The organism is Vibrio plantisponsor (assembly GCF_013041605.1).
GTDB lineage: Bacteria > Pseudomonadota > Gammaproteobacteria > Enterobacterales > Vibrionaceae > Vibrio > Vibrio plantisponsor.
The window spans coordinates 255,383-272,247 of the sequence record NZ_JABEQC010000005.1 but is presented as its reverse complement, the minus strand read 5'-3'; the positions used below and the strand labels follow the sequence as shown (position 1 = coordinate 272,247).

The 16,865-nt window shown below is 45.4% G+C and carries 15 protein-coding genes; all 15 read left to right on the top strand.

Annotation, left to right across the window (positions count from 1 at the left end; translation table 11 throughout):
• The first annotated feature begins 194 nt into the window (after positions 1-194).
• The 15 genes from HKI82_RS09525 to HKI82_RS09455 all read left to right on the top strand — a co-directional run bounded on the left by HKI82_RS09525 (position 195) and on the right by HKI82_RS09455 (position 16,859).
• A complete protein-coding gene (locus HKI82_RS09525; RefSeq protein WP_102940863.1) occupies positions 195-1,325 on the top strand; it encodes a flagellin in 1,131 nt (376 codons plus the stop codon).
• Between the two features lie 73 nt (positions 1,326-1,398).
• Positions 1,399-1,860: a flagellar protein FlaG gene (gene flaG / locus HKI82_RS09520; RefSeq protein WP_102940862.1), complete on the top strand. Its 462-nt coding sequence runs from the start codon at positions 1,399-1,401 to the stop codon at positions 1,858-1,860.
• 21 nt (positions 1,861-1,881) lie between these two features.
• Positions 1,882-3,870 (top strand): flagellar filament capping protein FliD, encoded by a 1,989-nt coding sequence (fliD, locus tag HKI82_RS09515; RefSeq protein ID WP_102940861.1) that lies wholly within the window; start codon positions 1,882-1,884, stop codon positions 3,868-3,870.
• A gap of 4 nt (positions 3,871-3,874) precedes the next feature.
• Positions 3,875-4,180 carry a flagellar protein FliT gene (gene fliT / locus HKI82_RS09510; RefSeq protein WP_102940860.1) on the top strand — a complete coding sequence of 102 codons (306 nt, stop codon included), beginning with the start codon at positions 3,875-3,877 and terminating at the stop codon, positions 4,178-4,180.
• Between the two features lie 11 nt (positions 4,181-4,191).
• Positions 4,192-4,602 carry a flagellar export chaperone FliS gene (gene fliS / locus HKI82_RS09505; RefSeq protein WP_042484026.1) on the top strand — a complete coding sequence of 137 codons (411 nt, stop codon included), beginning with the start codon at positions 4,192-4,194 and terminating at the stop codon, positions 4,600-4,602.
• Between the two features lie 233 nt (positions 4,603-4,835).
• A complete protein-coding gene (locus HKI82_RS09500) occupies positions 4,836-6,299 on the top strand; it encodes a sigma-54 dependent transcriptional regulator (RefSeq protein ID WP_102940859.1) in 1,464 nt (487 codons plus the stop codon).
• A 123-nt stretch (positions 6,300-6,422) separates the two neighbouring features.
• Positions 6,423-7,475: a sensor histidine kinase gene (locus HKI82_RS09495; RefSeq protein WP_042484020.1), complete on the top strand. Its 1,053-nt coding sequence runs from the start codon at positions 6,423-6,425 to the stop codon at positions 7,473-7,475.
• Positions 7,476-7,477: 2 nt separating this feature from the next.
• Positions 7,478-8,887 (top strand): sigma-54-dependent transcriptional regulator, encoded by a 1,410-nt coding sequence (locus tag HKI82_RS09490; RefSeq protein WP_171137849.1) that lies wholly within the window; start codon positions 7,478-7,480, stop codon positions 8,885-8,887.
• 87 nt (positions 8,888-8,974) lie between these two features.
• Entirely contained in the window at positions 8,975-9,286 is a 312-nt protein-coding gene (gene fliE, locus HKI82_RS09485) for a flagellar hook-basal body complex protein FliE (RefSeq protein ID WP_102940857.1), read from the top strand.
• A gap of 14 nt (positions 9,287-9,300) precedes the next feature.
• On the top strand, positions 9,301-11,049 hold the full coding sequence (gene fliF / locus HKI82_RS09480; protein ID WP_171137848.1) for a flagellar basal-body MS-ring/collar protein FliF: 1,749 nt from the start codon (positions 9,301-9,303) through the stop codon (positions 11,047-11,049).
• Positions 11,042-12,094 carry a flagellar motor switch protein FliG gene (fliG, locus tag HKI82_RS09475; RefSeq protein WP_102940855.1) on the top strand — a complete coding sequence of 351 codons (1,053 nt, stop codon included), beginning with the start codon at positions 11,042-11,044 and terminating at the stop codon, positions 12,092-12,094. The genes fliF and fliG overlap by 8 nt, the downstream gene beginning before the upstream one ends.
• Before the next feature lie 163 nt (positions 12,095-12,257).
• Complete coding sequence (fliH, locus tag HKI82_RS09470; RefSeq protein WP_102940854.1) at positions 12,258-13,061, top strand: flagellar assembly protein FliH; 804 nt, start codon at positions 12,258-12,260, stop codon at positions 13,059-13,061.
• A complete protein-coding gene (gene fliI, locus HKI82_RS09465) occupies positions 13,061-14,383 on the top strand; it encodes a flagellar protein export ATPase FliI (protein WP_171137847.1) in 1,323 nt (440 codons plus the stop codon). Before fliH ends, fliI begins: the two co-directional genes overlap by 1 nt.
• A gap of 7 nt (positions 14,384-14,390) precedes the next feature.
• Positions 14,391-14,837, top strand: a complete 447-nt coding sequence (gene fliJ, locus HKI82_RS09460; RefSeq protein WP_102940852.1) for a flagellar export protein FliJ — start codon at positions 14,391-14,393, stop codon at positions 14,835-14,837.
• A gap of 156 nt (positions 14,838-14,993) precedes the next feature.
• Entirely contained in the window at positions 14,994-16,859 is a 1,866-nt protein-coding gene (locus tag HKI82_RS09455) for a flagellar hook-length control protein FliK (RefSeq protein WP_171137846.1), read from the top strand.
• Positions 16,860-16,865 lie beyond the last annotated feature (6 nt).

Sequence of the window (16,865 nt, the reverse complement as noted above, 5' to 3'; positions counted from 1 at the left end):
TGGATTTTTTTTTGCGATTAATATATTGATTTGCTTATTAATTCTTCAAATGTTCAATTATTTTGCAAAAAAGTAATATTTTTTCTCTAAAGGTTGTTAATTCTTCGCCGTTACAGAATACGAGAGAAATGAGGTGTGCCGGAGAGAGGTGAGAGACTCGAAGGCACGTCAACAATCTGCCTAAGGAGATCAATATGGCAATAAGTGTGAACACGAATGTCGCGGGGATGACTGCTCAGCGATATTTGAACAATGCAGCGGACGGCACGCAAAAATCTATGGAGCGTTTGTCTTCGGGTTACCGAATTAACAGCGCGAAAGATGATGCAGCAGGTCTACAAATTTCAAACCGTTTAACTTCTCAAAGCCGTGGCTTAGACATGGCGGTGAGAAATGCGAACGATGGTATCTCTATTGCACAAACTGCTGAAGGTGCAATGAATGAAACGACCAACATCCTTCAACGTATGCGTGACCTTTCATTGCAATCTTCTAACGGTTCGAACTCACGTTCTGAGCGTTTAGCGATTCAAGAAGAAGTGTCTGCACTTAATGACGAATTGAACCGTATTGCGGAAACCACATCGTTTGGTGGCAACAAACTACTGAATGGCTCTTTCGGTAATAAATCTTTCCAAATCGGTGCTGACTCAGGTGAAGCTGTTGCTTTATCCATGAGCAACATGCGCTCGGATACCACTGATATGGGTGGTAAAGCTTACCGTGCCCAAGAAGGTAAAGGAGCGGATTGGAAAGTTGGCGAAGCGAAAGATCTAACACTGAACTACACCGACAAACAGGGCGAAGCTCGTGAAGTTACCATTTCTGCAAAAGCAGGTGATGACTTAGAAGAAGTTGCTACTTACATCAACGGCCAAAACGACGACATTAAAGCGTCAGTTGGCGAAGGCGGTAAGCTACAACTTTTCGCAGCAACTCAAAAAGTGCAAGGTGATGTCACAATCGGTGGTGATCTTGGTGCTGAGATTGGCTTTGGTCAAGGCGAAGATCTTACTGTAAAAGATATTGACGTATCAACAGTAGGTGGTTCTCAAGAAGCGATTGCGGTGATCGACGGTGCTCTTAAAGCTGTAGATAGCCAACGTGCTTCACTAGGTGCATTCCAAAACCGTTTTGGTCATGCAATCAGCAACCTAGAGAACATCAATGAGAACGTGAATGCATCTCGTAGCCGTATCAGAGATACGGATTACGCTCGCGAAACCACTGCAATGACGAAGTCGCAAATTCTGCAACAAGCGAGTACGTCTGTGTTGGCTCAAGCGAAGCAGTCACCATCTGCGGCTCTTAGCTTATTGGGTTAACTGATAAAGCTAACTGAGCTTTATAGGTAGCACAGTTGGATAAAGTTACCTCTAAGGTGGAAGGGAGATTGTTATGGAAGTACCATTACACACATCGAACGTCCAGCCTTTCGGCTCACAAAGTGGCATCAAATTTGCTTCAGAAAATGAAAACGTAAGTAACATTTCTACTGCGAAAAGGGAGGAACGACCGGTAGAGCGCTCAGATAAGATTTATGAGCACATCTCACAACGACTGGAGAAGACTAAGCAAGAGTCGGTCGACGCAGCAATTGAACGTTCTCGTGAACGAGAGAAGCTGAATGAAGAACGGCGAGCTAGAATGGTAGAACAAGTTAGCGATTTCGTTAAATCTATCAACAAAGGCTTATCTTTCAGAATTGATGAGGAATCCGGTCGGGACGTAGTAACGGTGTATGAAGCCTCAACGGGTGACATTATCCGCCAAATTCCTGAAGAAGAAATGCTTGAAGTATTACGACGTCTTTCCCGACAACAGGACCATAAATCGGGCTTATTGTCGGCTAAGGTGTAAATATATTTTTGAGGTGGTTGAATGAGTTTAGGCCCAATGGGGATGAACACTGGCTTTGATATAAATTCAATGGTCAGCAAAATTGTTAATTCGGAGCGTGTTCCAAAACAGCAACGAATTGACAACGAGCGCGTTGGTATTGATACCAGTATTAGTGCCTATGGCCGGCTCAGAGAGTCGCTGGATACGATGAAAAATCTGATGGCGAATTTTCGTCAGGAAAAGGCGTTCGCAGTTCGTTCTGTGGACACCTCTGATGAGAGATCCGTCGTCGCGACAGCAACCACTGATGCCATCGCTGGTAAATACTCAGTAGATGTGTTGCAGCTTGCTCAGAGCCATAAAATTGCGTCTGATGTACTTCCTCAAGACGCAAAGTTTGGTCCTGGTAAGCTGCAAATTTCACTTGGCAAGAAAAGCTTCAACATAGAAGTAAAACCCCAATCTAAACTTATCGATATTGTTCGTAGCATCAACGGTGAAAAGAGTAACCCCGGTGTACGAGCTTCGGTAATCAACGACGTTGATGGGCCTCGATTAATCGTTGCGTCGAACCTTTCTGGTGAAGAAAATCGAGTCACCATTGCTGCACAAGCGCAAGCGGGTGATCCTCTCAAGTCTCTTGAATACAAAACGTTAGAAGACCGCGTTAAAGATCTTGAAAAAGCGCGTGCTTCTGCGCAGCAACTGATTGCCCCTTTAACACCAGAGCAGCAAAAGATTGCCGCTAAAGTGGCAGAAAAAATCGGTAATGCCGCCAGAGAAATTGACGAATCGGTTGCCGCTCAAGTTCAGAAAGTAGCAAAAGACAATAATGGCGTTGATGCTGATGGTGCCGAGTTGTCTGATTCGGCCGTTAAAGCGGCAGCCAAAGCAGGAACGGACGTTAATAAGTACTTAAAACCTGAAGAACGTATTCCAGGTTGGACTGAAACAGCTTCGGGTACTTTGCTGGATTCTTATTATGAGCCAGAACCTGAGCTTGATGATAAAGCGATAGATAAATCAAAAGACGTTCCGGGCTGGACAAATACCGCATCAGGAACCTTAGTTGATTCTTACGTGACGCCAAAAGAAGCGCAGGAAAAACTTGAACGTCAATTAGCGCAAGAGAAAGCGGATATCCGAGCTGCCGTACAAAACGGTAATATGACGCCTGAAGAAGCCAAAGCGATTGCGCGTGCAAAACTGACACCAGAAGAACGTGAACTGTTTGAAAAAGTTGAGTCGGTTAATGAGCAACTTAAAGCGGCACAGGCCTCTTTTGATGCTTACACAGGTATGACAGAAGTTCAGGCAGCACAAGACTCTTTAGTTGTGCTAGACGGAGTTGCGAAGTTATCTAGTAAAAACAACGTAATTGAAAACGCGATTGAAGGTGTGGATTTGACCCTAAAAGGTAAAACTGACCGAAATCAGCAGCCTACTGAAATTGATATTGAATACGACCGCAACAGTGTTCGTGAAGACATAGAGCAGTTCGTCAACGCCTATAACCAGTTTTATCAAGTATCTAAAGAGTTATCGGGTGTCGACCCTCGCACGGGGCAAGCAGGACCTTTAGCTGGTGATAGTGTGGTTCGCAGTGCAGACTCCCGACTAAAATCGGTCTTCTCGACTAAAATTGAACAAGCACCAGAAAAGCTTCAAAGCTTGACGGAATTTGGGATCACGACCACTCGTCAAGGGACGATGGAAATCAATTATGATATGCTCGACCGTCAATTAAATAACAATTTCACCAAGCTGGGCGACTTTTTTGGTGGTAATCAGGGCTTTGCGAAAAAAGTCGAAGATGCCATTCAGGGTATGACCGGTGTAACTGGCGTTATTCGCAATCGTGAAAAGACACTCACAGAGCGAAATTACCGTTTAAATGATGACCAAGCAGCACTTGACCGTAGAATGGACAGCTTGGAAAAACGGACTTTTGACAAGTTCTCGGCCATGCAGGATGCCACTGGCAAAATGCAGTCTCAGTTAGCCGGTATGATGAACGCGCTAGGCTAATATGATGGATGAGCAGCTGAAAGAGTTGAGTGATGTCGATAATCAAATTAAAGATTTATTGGCACATGACGATATAAATGTTGAAGAAATTATTCAACTTGTCGATATAAGGGAACAGTTATTGCAGGGATTACTGACTGAAGTGTCAGAAAATCCAGCACTAGGCAAATCCCAATGTTGGCGAGATGCTGTTCGAGATACACAACAACTTGTTGAACTGATGCAGTCAAAAACCCTGTTAATCGGTAAAGATTTACAAAAGTTCCGTCACGGTAATAAATCGGTTCAGCAATACAAAAAGTTTTTATAAAGAGGAAGACTATGCGTGGTTCTTTGCAGGCGTACAAAAAAGTATCAGTGGATAGCCAGCTAAGTGCGGCCTCACCGCATAAGATTGTACAGATGTTAATGGCTGGCGCGATTGAACGTTTGATTCAAGGCAAGGCAGCAATGCTACAAGGCAATATTCCTGTTAAAGGCGAGCGCTTTGGTAAAGCTTTGGACATCATAATCAGCTTACGTAGCTGTTTATCTATGGATGATGGCGGTGAAATCGCACAAAACCTAGATCAGCTATACGAATTTATGATCACGCAAATTGCAGCGGCTAACCATCAGAATGATCCGCAAATAGTGGATGATGTGATCGATATTATTCGTGAAATTAAATCAGCTTGGGATCAAATTCCTGCTGAATACCACAATCTGACATCAAATGAAGTAGGTTTGTAAGTTATCTCTGAAAGTTTTAACAGAGCTCACACCAGCTAATTGCTTGGTTGCCTTATTTTTTTTATCACATAGAATAGAAGCCATTAGATAGCCTAATGGCTTTTTTTGTTGCTGATTTTCACAGATTGACTATCGTATATTTAGCGCTACTTAAAAGACTAATTCAGCCTAATAACGATTCTTATTGTGTAAGTACATCCAACTTTCCAGATTGAAGGCAAATATTCTCACCTATGCAAGGTTTAGCAAAATTGCTTGTGATTGAAGACGATCCGTCTATTCGTCTTAATCTCAGTATCATATTAGAATTTGTAGGAGAGCAGTGTGAGGTAATTGAGTCTTCGCTGGCTGATCAAGTCAATTGGTCGGCAACGTGGACAGGGTGCATTCTTGGATCGTTGAAAGATCATAAACTATCAGAATCATTAGCCTCATCACTTGCAAACGCAAATCACATTCCTCTTTTAATGGCTGATAAGCAGCCGTATTCTTTGGAAGAATTTTCTCAATATGTTGGAGAGTTGGAGTTTCCTCTCAACTACCAGCAACTGAGCGAAGCACTCCGCCACTGCAAAGCATTTTTAGGTCGTCAGGGCATTAATGTTGTCGCGTCTGACCGCAAGAACACTCTATTTCGCAGTTTGGTCGGCCAAAGCAACGGTATCCAAGAAGTTCGCCATCTGATTGAACAAGTTTCTGGAACAGAAGCTAACGTATTGATCTTAGGTGAATCTGGTACAGGTAAAGAGGTTGTCGCAAGAAATATTCACTACCATTCACCACGTCGAAGTGGACCGTTTGTGCCAATTAACTGTGGCGCAATTCCTGCGGATTTATTGGAAAGTGAACTGTTTGGCCATGAAAAAGGCGCTTTTACTGGAGCAATCACTGCTCGTAAAGGTCGTTTTGAACTGGCTGAAGGCGGCACGTTATTCTTAGATGAAATCGGCGATATGCCGATGACCATGCAGGTAAAGTTACTGCGTGTATTGCAGGAGCGTTGCTTTGAAAGGGTTGGTGGCAACACCACAATCAAAGCCAACGTGCGAATTATCGCTGCAACACACCGAAATTTGGAAAGCATGATAGAAGAGCAGCGCTTCCGCGAAGATCTCTACTATCGTCTTAATGTCTTTCCAATTGAAATGCCTTCGCTTAAAGAGCGCAAAGAAGATATACCTCTGCTACTACGCGAGTTAATGACTCGTATGGAAGCTGAAGGTGCTCAGCCTATCTGTTACACACCAAGAGCGATTAACTCTTTGATGGAGCATGATTGGCCGGGTAACGTTCGTGAGCTAGCAAACCTAGTGGAGCGTATGGTTATCCTGTATCCAAACAGTCTGGTGGATGTGAACCATCTCCCTACCAAGTACCGATACAGTGATATTCCTGAGTTTCAGCCTGAACCGAGTCGATTCAGTTCAGTGGAAGAGCAAGAGCGTGACGCTTTAGACAGCATTTTCTCTGAAAACTTCAGTTTGGATTCCTCAGACAGTTTCACTGATGTTGACGTTCCACAGGCATTGCCACCAGAAGGGGTAAACCTCAAGGAACTTCTCGCTGATTTAGAAGTGAGTCTGATCAACCAAGCGTTAGAAGCTCAGGGTGGCGTGGTCGCTCGTGCAGCAGATATGCTGGGTATGCGTAGAACTACCTTGGTTGAGAAGATGCGTAAGTACAATATGCAGCGATAAAAGCCATATTACGAGTGAGTCAATTTATTGTCATTGAATTAACTCATTGAAAAATATATAAAATAGCCTGGCATGCATTTTGCGTGACAGGCTATTGTTGTATTGGAAGGCAGATTCTCGACGATGGTAGACCAAGTGCAAGAGCAGCATTCACATTTAGATTCTTTAGAAGACCAAGTAGAACGTTATAAGCAGGTTCTTGATGTCATGCCAGCAGGCGTAATTTTGTTGGATACTCAAGGGGTTGTGCGAGAGGCTAACCCTGAAGCGCAGCGAATTCTGGACGTTCCTCTTTTGGGCGAGCGCTGGTACGCGATTATTCAGATTGCGTTTGCTCCTCGCGAAGATGACGGTCACGAAATCTCACTGCGCAATGGCCGAAAAGTGCGCTTGGCGATTTCAGCTTCCAATACAGGTCAGCTCATTTTGATCACTGATTTGACAGAAACCCGCTTATTGCAGGCACGGGTAAGTGATTTACAACGATTATCATCTTTAGGGCGAATGGTTGCGTCGTTAGCACATCAGGTGAGAACACCGCTTTCGAGTGCCATGCTCTATGCTTCTAATCTTGGCGCTCCCAATTTACCCACGACAACTCGTGAGCGCTTTCAAAGTAAATTGATGGATCGTTTGTATGATTTGGAAAAGCAAGTCAATGATATGTTGCTGTTTGCTAAAGGCGGCGACAATAAAGTAGTAAAACCATTTTCAATCGCTGATCTGGTTGGGGAGTTTTCTCCAATGGTCGAAACGGCGCTGAAAAACAACCAAATTGATTTTTGTCTCGAAGTGGAAGAGCAAGAGACAATGTTGCTGGGCAATGCCAATGCAATTGCCTCGGCATTAAGTAATTTAGTGATGAATGCGATTCAGATAGCTGGTAAAGAAGCACAAATAGATGTGTTCTTCCGACCAGTGAATGGAGAGCTAAAAATATCCGTTCAAGACAACGGTCCCGGCGTACCACCTGAGTTGCAAAGTAAGATTATGGAACCTTTCTTTACCACTCGCTCGCAGGGAACGGGTTTAGGCCTTGCGGTTGTACAGATGGTTTGTCGAGCACACGATGGACGATTAGAACTGATTTCTGAAGAGGGAGACGGGGCGTGTTTCACCGTTTGTATTCCTTTGCAAAATCACACTGATTCCACTCACACAGAAACTGGAGAATGATGATGGCACAAAGCAAAGTCTTAATCGTTGAAGATGATGAAGGCCTACGCGAAGCCTTGGTAGACACCTTAGCACTGGCTGGTTATGAATGGCTGGAAGCTGACAGTGCTGAAGACGCTTTGGTGAAACTCAAAAATAATTCTGTGGATATTGTGGTTTCGGACGTACAAATGGGCGGTATGGGTGGTCTTGCTCTGCTACGCAACATCAAACAGCACTGGCCTAATTTGCCAGTATTGCTGATGACGGCTTATGCCAACATTGAAGATGCGGTTTCGGCAATGAAAGATGGTGCTATCGACTACATGGCTAAGCCATTTGCGCCAGAAGTATTGTTGAACATGGTAAGCCGATATGCGCCTGTAAAATCAGACGATAATGGTGATGCGGTTGTCGCTGACGAGAAAAGTTTAAAGCTGCTGGTACTGGCTGACAAAGTGGCGAAAACCGACGCTAACGTGATGATTTTAGGTCCTAGCGGTTCTGGTAAAGAAGTGATGTCCCGTTACATTCACAACGCTTCCTTGCGCAAAGATGGTCCTTTTATCGCCATCAACTGTGCAGCGATTCCAGACAATATGTTGGAAGCAACCTTATTCGGTTACGAAAAAGGTGCGTTTACTGGTGCAGTACAAGCGTGTCCGGGTAAATTTGAACAGGCTCAGGGCGGGACTATCTTGCTGGATGAAATCAGTGAGATGGATTTAAACCTTCAGGCCAAGTTATTGCGTGTTCTGCAAGAGCGCGAAGTGGAACGCTTAGGCAGCCGTAAGAGCATCAAACTCGATGTTCGTGTGCTTGCCACAAGTAACCGTGATTTAAAGCAGTACGTGCAAGAAGGTAACTTCCGTGAAGACTTGTATTACCGTTTGAACGTTTTCCCAATCTCTTGGCCAGCTCTGAAAGATCGTAAAGCAGACATCGAACCGCTGGCGAATCACTTAGTGGAACGCAACTGCAAGAAATTGGGTATGCCAGTACCGAGTCTTTCAGCTTCTGCTGTCACTAAGCTCAATGCTTATTCTTGGCCGGGTAACGTGCGCGAGTTAGATAACGTCGTGCAGCGTGCTCTGATCCTGAGTGAAAATGGGCATATCGACCAAGAACATATCTTACTTGAAGGTCTGGATTGGCAGGACGCTTCGAGCCTTCAGAAGTTAGTTGAAGGTGGTGAAGCGGTTGCAACACCAGACATCAAACCTGTTGCTCAGGTCGATGTGGCTAAGATTGCGAACAGCAGTGCCGGCTTAGGCGGTGAGCTACGCGATCAAGAGTTTGCCATTATTATGGAGACCTTGATTGAGTGTAATGGCCGCCGTAAAGAGATGGCGGAAAAGCTGGGTATTAGCCCTCGCACATTGCGCTACAAGCTAGCAAAAATGCGTGATGCAGGTATGGACATTCCGGGTTAAATTAGCCCTATTTCAGAGTGGCACATAAATTGCTGCATTACTGAACAGAGATGAGGTTTAGTCAAAGTTCTGGCTTTTGAGGTAGTAATGAATATAAACGGTTTACAGAGCGAAATGCAGGCGATGATGGTAGAAGCTACCAACTCACGCCCAGCTCCAACAGGACAAAAAATTGGCGCTGATTTTGGTGATATGCTTTCACACGCTATCAATAACGTAAATGGTTTACAGAAAACCTCAAGCGACCTTCAAATGCGCTTTGATCGTGGCGATGAAGATGTCTCTCTTTCTGATGTCATGATCGCCCGCAACAAATCGAGCGTGGCATTTGAAGCCACTATTCAGGTACGCAACAAGCTTGTTGAAGCGTACAAAGAACTGATGAACATGCCAGTTTAATAAAGGTGTGAATTGTGGCCGAGAATAAGCAAACAACCGATCTTACTTTAAGCAATGGCAGCGGTGACCATGCCTTGATGTCGAGCTCCGACTTAGACATGGGTACGCAAAACGTAGACGCTGAAGAAAAAAGCTCATCAAAAATGGACTTCTCTATCGGGGACTTGGACTTACTACGCCAAGTTGTCCTAGTCCTCTCTATCTCTATCTGTGTGGCCTTGATTGTGATGCTGTTTTTCTGGGTGAAAGAACCAGAGATGCGTCCTCTAGGTGCTTACGACACACAAGAACTGATCCCTGTTCTTGATTACCTCGACCAGCAAAAACAAGACTATAAGTTAGACGGCAACACCATCTTGGTTCCGACTTCTGATTACAACAGTCTTAAGTTGAATATGGTTCGTGCTGGTATGAATCAGGAACGTCACGAAGGTGATGAAATTCTGCTGCAAGACATGGGCTTTGGTGTTTCGCAACGCTTGGAGCAAGAGCGTCTGAAACTTAGCCGTGAGCGCCAGCTTGCAAAAGGCATTGAAGAGATGCGCCAAGTAAACAAAGCGCGCGTGCTTCTTGCCCTGCCAAAACAGAGTGTCTTCGTTCGTCAAAACCAAGAAGCGTCTGCGTCGGTATTTTTGACACTGCGTACGGGCACCAATCTTAAACAAGAAGAAGTTGATTCTATTGTTGATATGGTCGCCAGTGCTGTACCGGGAATGAAACCGACCCGCGTCACTGTGACCGATCAGCATGGTCGTCTGCTTAGCTCTGGTTCACAGGATCCGGTAACAGCTGCTCGTCGTAAAGAGCAGGAAGCAGAGCGTAAGAAAGAACAAGACTTACGTGAAAAAATCGATTCAGTGTTAATTCCGATTTTAGGTTTGGGTAACTATACCGCTCAGGTAGACGTTGAACTGGATTTCAGTGCAGTAGAGCAAACTCGCAAACGTTTTGATCCAAATACTCCAGCAACACGCAGTGAATACACTTTAGAAGATTACAACAACGGTAATGTGATTGCCGGTGTACCTGGCGCATTGAGTAATCAACCTCCTGCTGATGCCTCTATTCCACAAGATGTAGCGCAGATGAAAGATGGTTCGCTTATGGGGCAGGGTTCTGTTCACAAAGAAGCGACTCGCAACTTTGAGCTGGATACAACAATTAGCCACGAACGTCGTCAAACTGGCGTGGTTAACCGCCAAACAGTGGCTGTTGCAGTTAAAAACCGAAGCAGCGTCAATCCTGAAACTGGTGAAATCACCTATACCCCAGTGAGTGATAGTGAGTTACAAGCAATTCGTCAGGTATTGGTTGGTGCGGTTGGTTTCAGTGAAAATCGTGGTGACTTGCTGAACGTATTAAGTATGAACTTCGCAGAACCAGAAGTTGAAACTATTGCTGATGTGCCAATCTGGGAACATCCGAACTTCAACGACTGGATTCGCTGGCTCGCAAGTGCTTTGGTTATCATGGTAATTGTACTAGTACTTGTTCGTCCTGCAATGAAGAAATTGCTCAATCCATCTGCGGATGACGATGACCAACTATACGGACCAGATGGTTTACCGATCGGTATTGATGGTGAAACCAGCTTGATTGGTAGTGATATTGAAGGTGGTGAACTGTTTGAGTTTGGCTCTGGCATAGACTTACCGAATTTACATAAAGATGAGGATGTACTGAAAGCAGTACGTGCTCTGGTCGCCAACGAACCTGAGCTTGCAGCTCAAGTAGTGAAGAACTGGGTGGCTAACGATGCCTAATGAAATAATAAAGCAAGACAACCGAGAGCTGACTGAACTAGAAAAAGAAATTGCTGATATTCCCGGTGAAGAGCGTGCAGCAATTTTGCTACTGAGTCTCAACGAGGCGGATGCAGCGGCAATTATTCGTCACCTTGAACCTAAACAGGTTCAGCGTGTAGGTAGTGCGATGGCGCGAGCAAAAGACTTGAGCCAAGGCAAAGTAACTGCCGTACACCGCGCGTTTTTGGAAGATATCCAGAAATACACCAATATCGGTATGGGCAGTGAAGACTTCATGCGTAAAGCGCTGGTTGCTGCACTGGGTGAAGATAAAGCGAACAACTTGGTTGACCAAATCCTGTTGGGCACTGGCTCGAAAGGTCTGGACTCATTGAAATGGATGGATCCTCGTCAGGTGGCGAGCATTATAGTCAACGAACACCCGCAAATTCAGACCATTGTATTGTCTTACTTGGACCCAGATCAGTCAGCAGAAATTCTGGCCCAGTTTGCTGAACGTGACCGCCTAGACTTGATGATGCGTATTGCTAACCTTGAAGAAGTTCAACCTTCAGCACTGGCTGAGTTGAATGAAATTATGGAGAAACAGTTCGCAGGTCAGGCTGGTGCACAAGCAGCGAAGATTGGTGGCCTGAAAGCTGCGGCAGATATCATGAACTACCTCGACAACAATATCGAGGGAGCGCTTATGGATCAGATGCGCGATCAAGACGAAGATTTGGCTACTCAAATTCAAGACCTTATGTTTGTGTTCGAGAACTTGGTCGAAGTCGACGACCAAGGCATTCAGAAATTGCTGCGTGACGTTCCTCAAGACGTTCTACAGAAAGCACTCAAAGGTGCAGACGACACGTTACGAGATAAGATCTTCAAGAACATGTCTAAACGTGCTGCTGAACTGATGAAAGATGACTTGGAGGCAATGCCACCAATCAAAGTTTCTGATGTGGAAACGGCACAGAAAGAGATTCTTGCTATTGCCCGACGTATGGCTGACAACGGTGAGCTGATACTGGGTGGTGGTGCAGACGAGTTCTTATAACCCCGAGTTCTAATTAAAACAATGGTCGTTGAAATACCATTGATTAAAATATCGGTTTTGTAAAAACAGGTCTTCTTAATTTAGGACTGTTGTTCAGACAAGATAACAGCCCATAAGGCCAGCTTAATCAGCCGGCCTTTTTTATCTTTAGATAGGAAATATGATGTCAGGTGAAAGAAAGCGCGGTTTTATCCGCCTCGATTCTGATGAAACGGTTGAACAGGCGAAAAAGTGGGGTCTGCCAGACTACACGTCTGAGACTCATAAAAGAGCAAAGGAAACGGCGCTTAACTATGACCCGAGCTGGATTCCAAGTTTCGATGAACCTGAAACAGAAGAGCCTGTTGTTCTTACTGAAGAAGAAATTGAATTAATCAAACAAGCTGCCTATCAGGAAGGTATTGAACAAGGTAAAGCGGAAGGTTATCAGGAAGGTTTCCAACTGGGCCAAGAAGCGGGCCATAAAGTCGGGCATGAAGAGGGCTTTCAAGCGGGTAGCACGGAAGGATTGGAAGCGGGGCAACAAACTGTCCAAGAGCATGTTCAAATCTTTATGAGCCTTGCAAACCAGTTTGCCCAACCTCTTGAGCTGATGAATGCGCAGGTTGAAAAACAGCTGGTGGACATGGTGCTGTCACTGGTTAAAGAAGTGGTGCACGTAGAAGTGCAGACCAATTCGCAAGTTATCCTCGATACAGTGAAAGCGTCTGTTGAAGCGCTGCCAATTGCTGGTCATGCCATCACGCTGAAATTGCACCCTGAAGACTGTGAAATCATCAAGCAGGCTTATGGAGAAAATGAATTGGATACCCGTAACTGGACACTCGTCAGCGAACCAGCTTTAAGTCGTGGCGATGTTCAAATTGAAGCGGGCGAATCAAGTGTTAATTACCGAATGGAAGACAGAGTTCGCAGTGTATTGCAGAGCTTCTGTGGCACGAACCGACATCAACAGGGCAACGAATAATGCTTCAACTGGCTGATAGACTCTCACAATACAAAGTCCAAGGACTGACAAGTCGCCCGATTGCCTCTGGTAAGTTGGTGAGAGTGGTTGGTTTAACTCTGGAAGCTACGGGGTGTCGTGCTCCAATTGGTAGTCTGTGCAGCGTTGAAACCATGTCTGGTTCAATGGAAGCAGAGGTGGTGGGTTTCTCCGGCGACCGACTGTTTTTAATGCCTAGCGAACAAATTACCGGTGTCCTGCCGGGGGCGAAAGTTACCCCTCTGACGGTAGAAGCGGGTTTACCCGTTGGAATGGAATTACTTGGTCGCGTTATTGACGGTGTGGGAAATCCTCTTGATGGACTCGGCCCGATCTACACCGATAAAAAAGCCTCATTCAATGCCGACCCAATCAACCCATTAGCACGTAAGCCGATCAGTGAGCCACTGGATGTCGGAATCAAAGCGATTAACGGTCTTTTAACGGTCGGAAAAGGTCAGCGTATCGGCCTATTTGCAGGTTCTGGTGTTGGTAAATCGGTGACCTTGGGCATGATGACCCGAGGAACAACCGCGCAAGTTGTGGTGGTAGGGCTCATCGGTGAACGTGGTCGCGAAGTTAAAGAATTTATCGAAGAAATTTTAGGTGTTGATGGCAGACAACGTTCGGTGGTTGTCGCAGCACCCGCGGACTCATCACCGCTGATGCGCTTAAAAGGGTGTCAAACTGCGCTGACTATCGCGGAATACTTCCGTGACCAAGGTCTGGACGTATTGTTGCTCATGGATTCGTTAACCCGTTTTGCTCAAGCTCAACGTGAAATAGCCTTGTCAGTGGGTGAACCACCGGCAACTAAAGGTTATCCGCCTTCTGTGTTTGCTAAATTGCCAGCACTGGTTGAACGAGCGGGTAACGGTGGTCCTCATCAGGGGTCTATCACTGCATTCTTTACGGTTTTAACCGAAGGGGATGATTTACAAGATCCTATTGCCGATGCGTCTCGCGCTATTCTCGATGGTCATATCGTTCTGTCTCGTGAAATGGCCGATGCCGGTCACTATCCGGCGATTGATGTGGAGAAATCGGTCAGTCGTGTTATGCCGCAAATCACCACCGATGAGCACATATTGATGTCGAAAGCGGTACGTCAGATATTGTCGACCTGTCGTAAAAACCAAGATCTTGTTTCAATCGGTGCCTATAAGCCAGGTACAGACACGGCGATAGATAGTGCCTTCACCATGAAGCCAAAGCTGGACGGTTTCTTGCAGCAGACCATGAAAGAGTCAGTACCTTATGACATGTGTATCAGCATGCTTAAGAACGTACTCAGTATAGGGTAACCGCTGAATGGATAATGCTCTGGAATTCCTGCTTGAACAGGCGAAAAGTAAAGAAGATAAAGCGGTAATGGCGCTGAGTAAAGCGCGTCGCGAACTGGAAGACTATTATCAACAGCTTAAGCAGATTGAGCAGTATCGTCTCGATTACTGCCAGCAGCTTGTTTCTCGCGGTCAGGCAGGATTAACCGCCAGTCAGTATGGACACTTGAATCGTTTCTTAACTCAATTAGATGAAACTTTATCTAAGCAGCGTCAAGCAGAGCAGCACTTCAAAACGCAGGTGCAGAACTGTGAATCCTATTGGTTAGATGTCCGTAAGCAGCGCCGTTCTTACGAGTGGTTGATTGAGAAAAAGCAGACTGAATATCAACGCTTACAAGAGAAACGGGATCAGAAAATGATGGACGAGTTTTCGACTATCAACTTCAATCGTCGTCGTACCAACACTCTGTAGAGCTCATTTTTAATCGTTGAGAATATCTTACGATTGGCTCGTTTTTTGCAGTTATGTATACAATTTTAACGCGAACAGATTAGCACCCCTTTGCTGGCGGGCTATTCCCGTCTAGAGCGGCAAAGGTTTGCAGTGATTAATGCGAGTGAGCTGTGTATGAATGTCAATTTAACTCCTTCAGTAGAGACTTCTAAAGTTACCAATGTGACTAAGTCTGCGCCTGCGCAGGATTTAGTCAGTGGTGACAACGGAGAATCAAAAGGCTTTTTGGAAAGACTGGCTTCACTGCTGCTTGGTAAAAGTGATGCACCCGCTTCCAGTGATAGCGCTTCCGAGGCAAAAGAAGTGAAATCCGTAGAAGGCGCTGAAGTGAAAGCAACCAGCACTGATGAGCTTTTAAGCCAAGGTGATGATGAAGTTGCAGTTAAAGTTGAAAACGGTTCTGAGGTTTCCGCTGAGCCAAAGTTAGTTGCGGATGAAGAGAGTGTTGAGGTTCCTGAAAATCTCAAGCGTTTCATTGCTTCTGAAGAGCCTGAACATGCAGAGTTAAAAGCAAAAACAGCGAAAGCGATGGATGACGGCGATAAAATATTAGGCCGATTACAAGAGGCGAATCAGACGCTGGTTAAAAATGATGGCAAGGCTTTGCCACATGAAAAAGAAGCCGAGCTTTCTGAGAAATTTGTGCCATCGGAAAAAATGCAAAGTGGTGCTGATTCAGAACTCGAACCAGAGCTGGTCGCTCAGTTGAATTCGACTCAACCTCAAGCGAAGCCGTTACAGCAAGATCCATCGCAGAAGCATGCTGACAGTGAAGATGAAGTGCTGATTTCGCCAGAAACAAACGCAAAAGAGCTCAAAGCACTCAGTGACAGTGAACAAGCCGCTATCTTGGCTAAACAATCTAAGCTCACAGGGGCAAATGTTGCAAATCAAGATATTATGGTCGCTCAAGACACTAACGTTTCACAAAATGACAACGTTCCACAAAATGCCAACGTTCTACAAAATGCTAATGTTTCACAACAAGTTGTAGACGCTCAGGATCCTTCAGCGTCGCAAGATACTTTGGTTCCAAAAGAAGCGTTAGCATCGGTCGCACCTGCGGCGATTCCTTGGGGGAACAGTAATACTGAAGCTGCAAGTGTAGCTGCAGAGATAAACCATCTCGCTGAAGGTAAGGTTGCGGCGAAATCTGTAGCACATGCAGCAGTATCACAAGCTTTGTCCCAAGGCGTACAGAATCCGCAGGCTATGTTAAGCCAAGCTGATAAAGCAATGATGGCGCAATCTCAAGTGCCTATCCATGCTGAAGCTCAAGTACAGTTGCCGCAAGCTAACGCACAGGCTAATCCAATGTTGGCTGGCGCGATGGCGAATCAGATTGACCCGACGGTGAATCAAGCTGCCCTTAAAGCTGGCTTAGGTGCTAAGGCGTTAAATGCCTTGATGGAAGGAAATAAACACAGCGACGGTGTTGATTCACATTTGGCACAGCAACTTTCAGCTGCAGCGGGACAGCAAGGATTAAACAGTCCTCAAAGTTTACGCAGTGAGCCTCTGCAAGCCGCCCAACAAAACGTACCTTTGCAGTTATCCAGAGGTGATATGGCAGCAGAGCAGATGGCAGAGCGTGTGCAAGTGATGCTATCTAAAAACCTGAAGAACATTGATATTCGCCTTGATCCGCCAGAGCTGGGACGTATGCATATTCGTATGAACATGAATGGCGATGGCGCCACAGTGCATTTTACCGTGGCTAACCAACAAGCTCGCGATGCTCTTGAGCAATCCATGCCAAGACTGCGTGAAATGTTGAATAACCAAGGTGTTCAGTTGGGTGATACATCCGTTCAGCAACAAAGCTCTGGTCAGCAACAGCGTTATGCGGCAAGTGGTGATGGTTCAGGTGGTCAATCTGCGAGCGGTAATAGCCGACAAAGTGAAGAAAATCTTGATACAAACGTCAATCTTGATTTGAATGTGGCTGCAAAGCGTGATGGAATCAGTTATTACGCTTAAACTAAG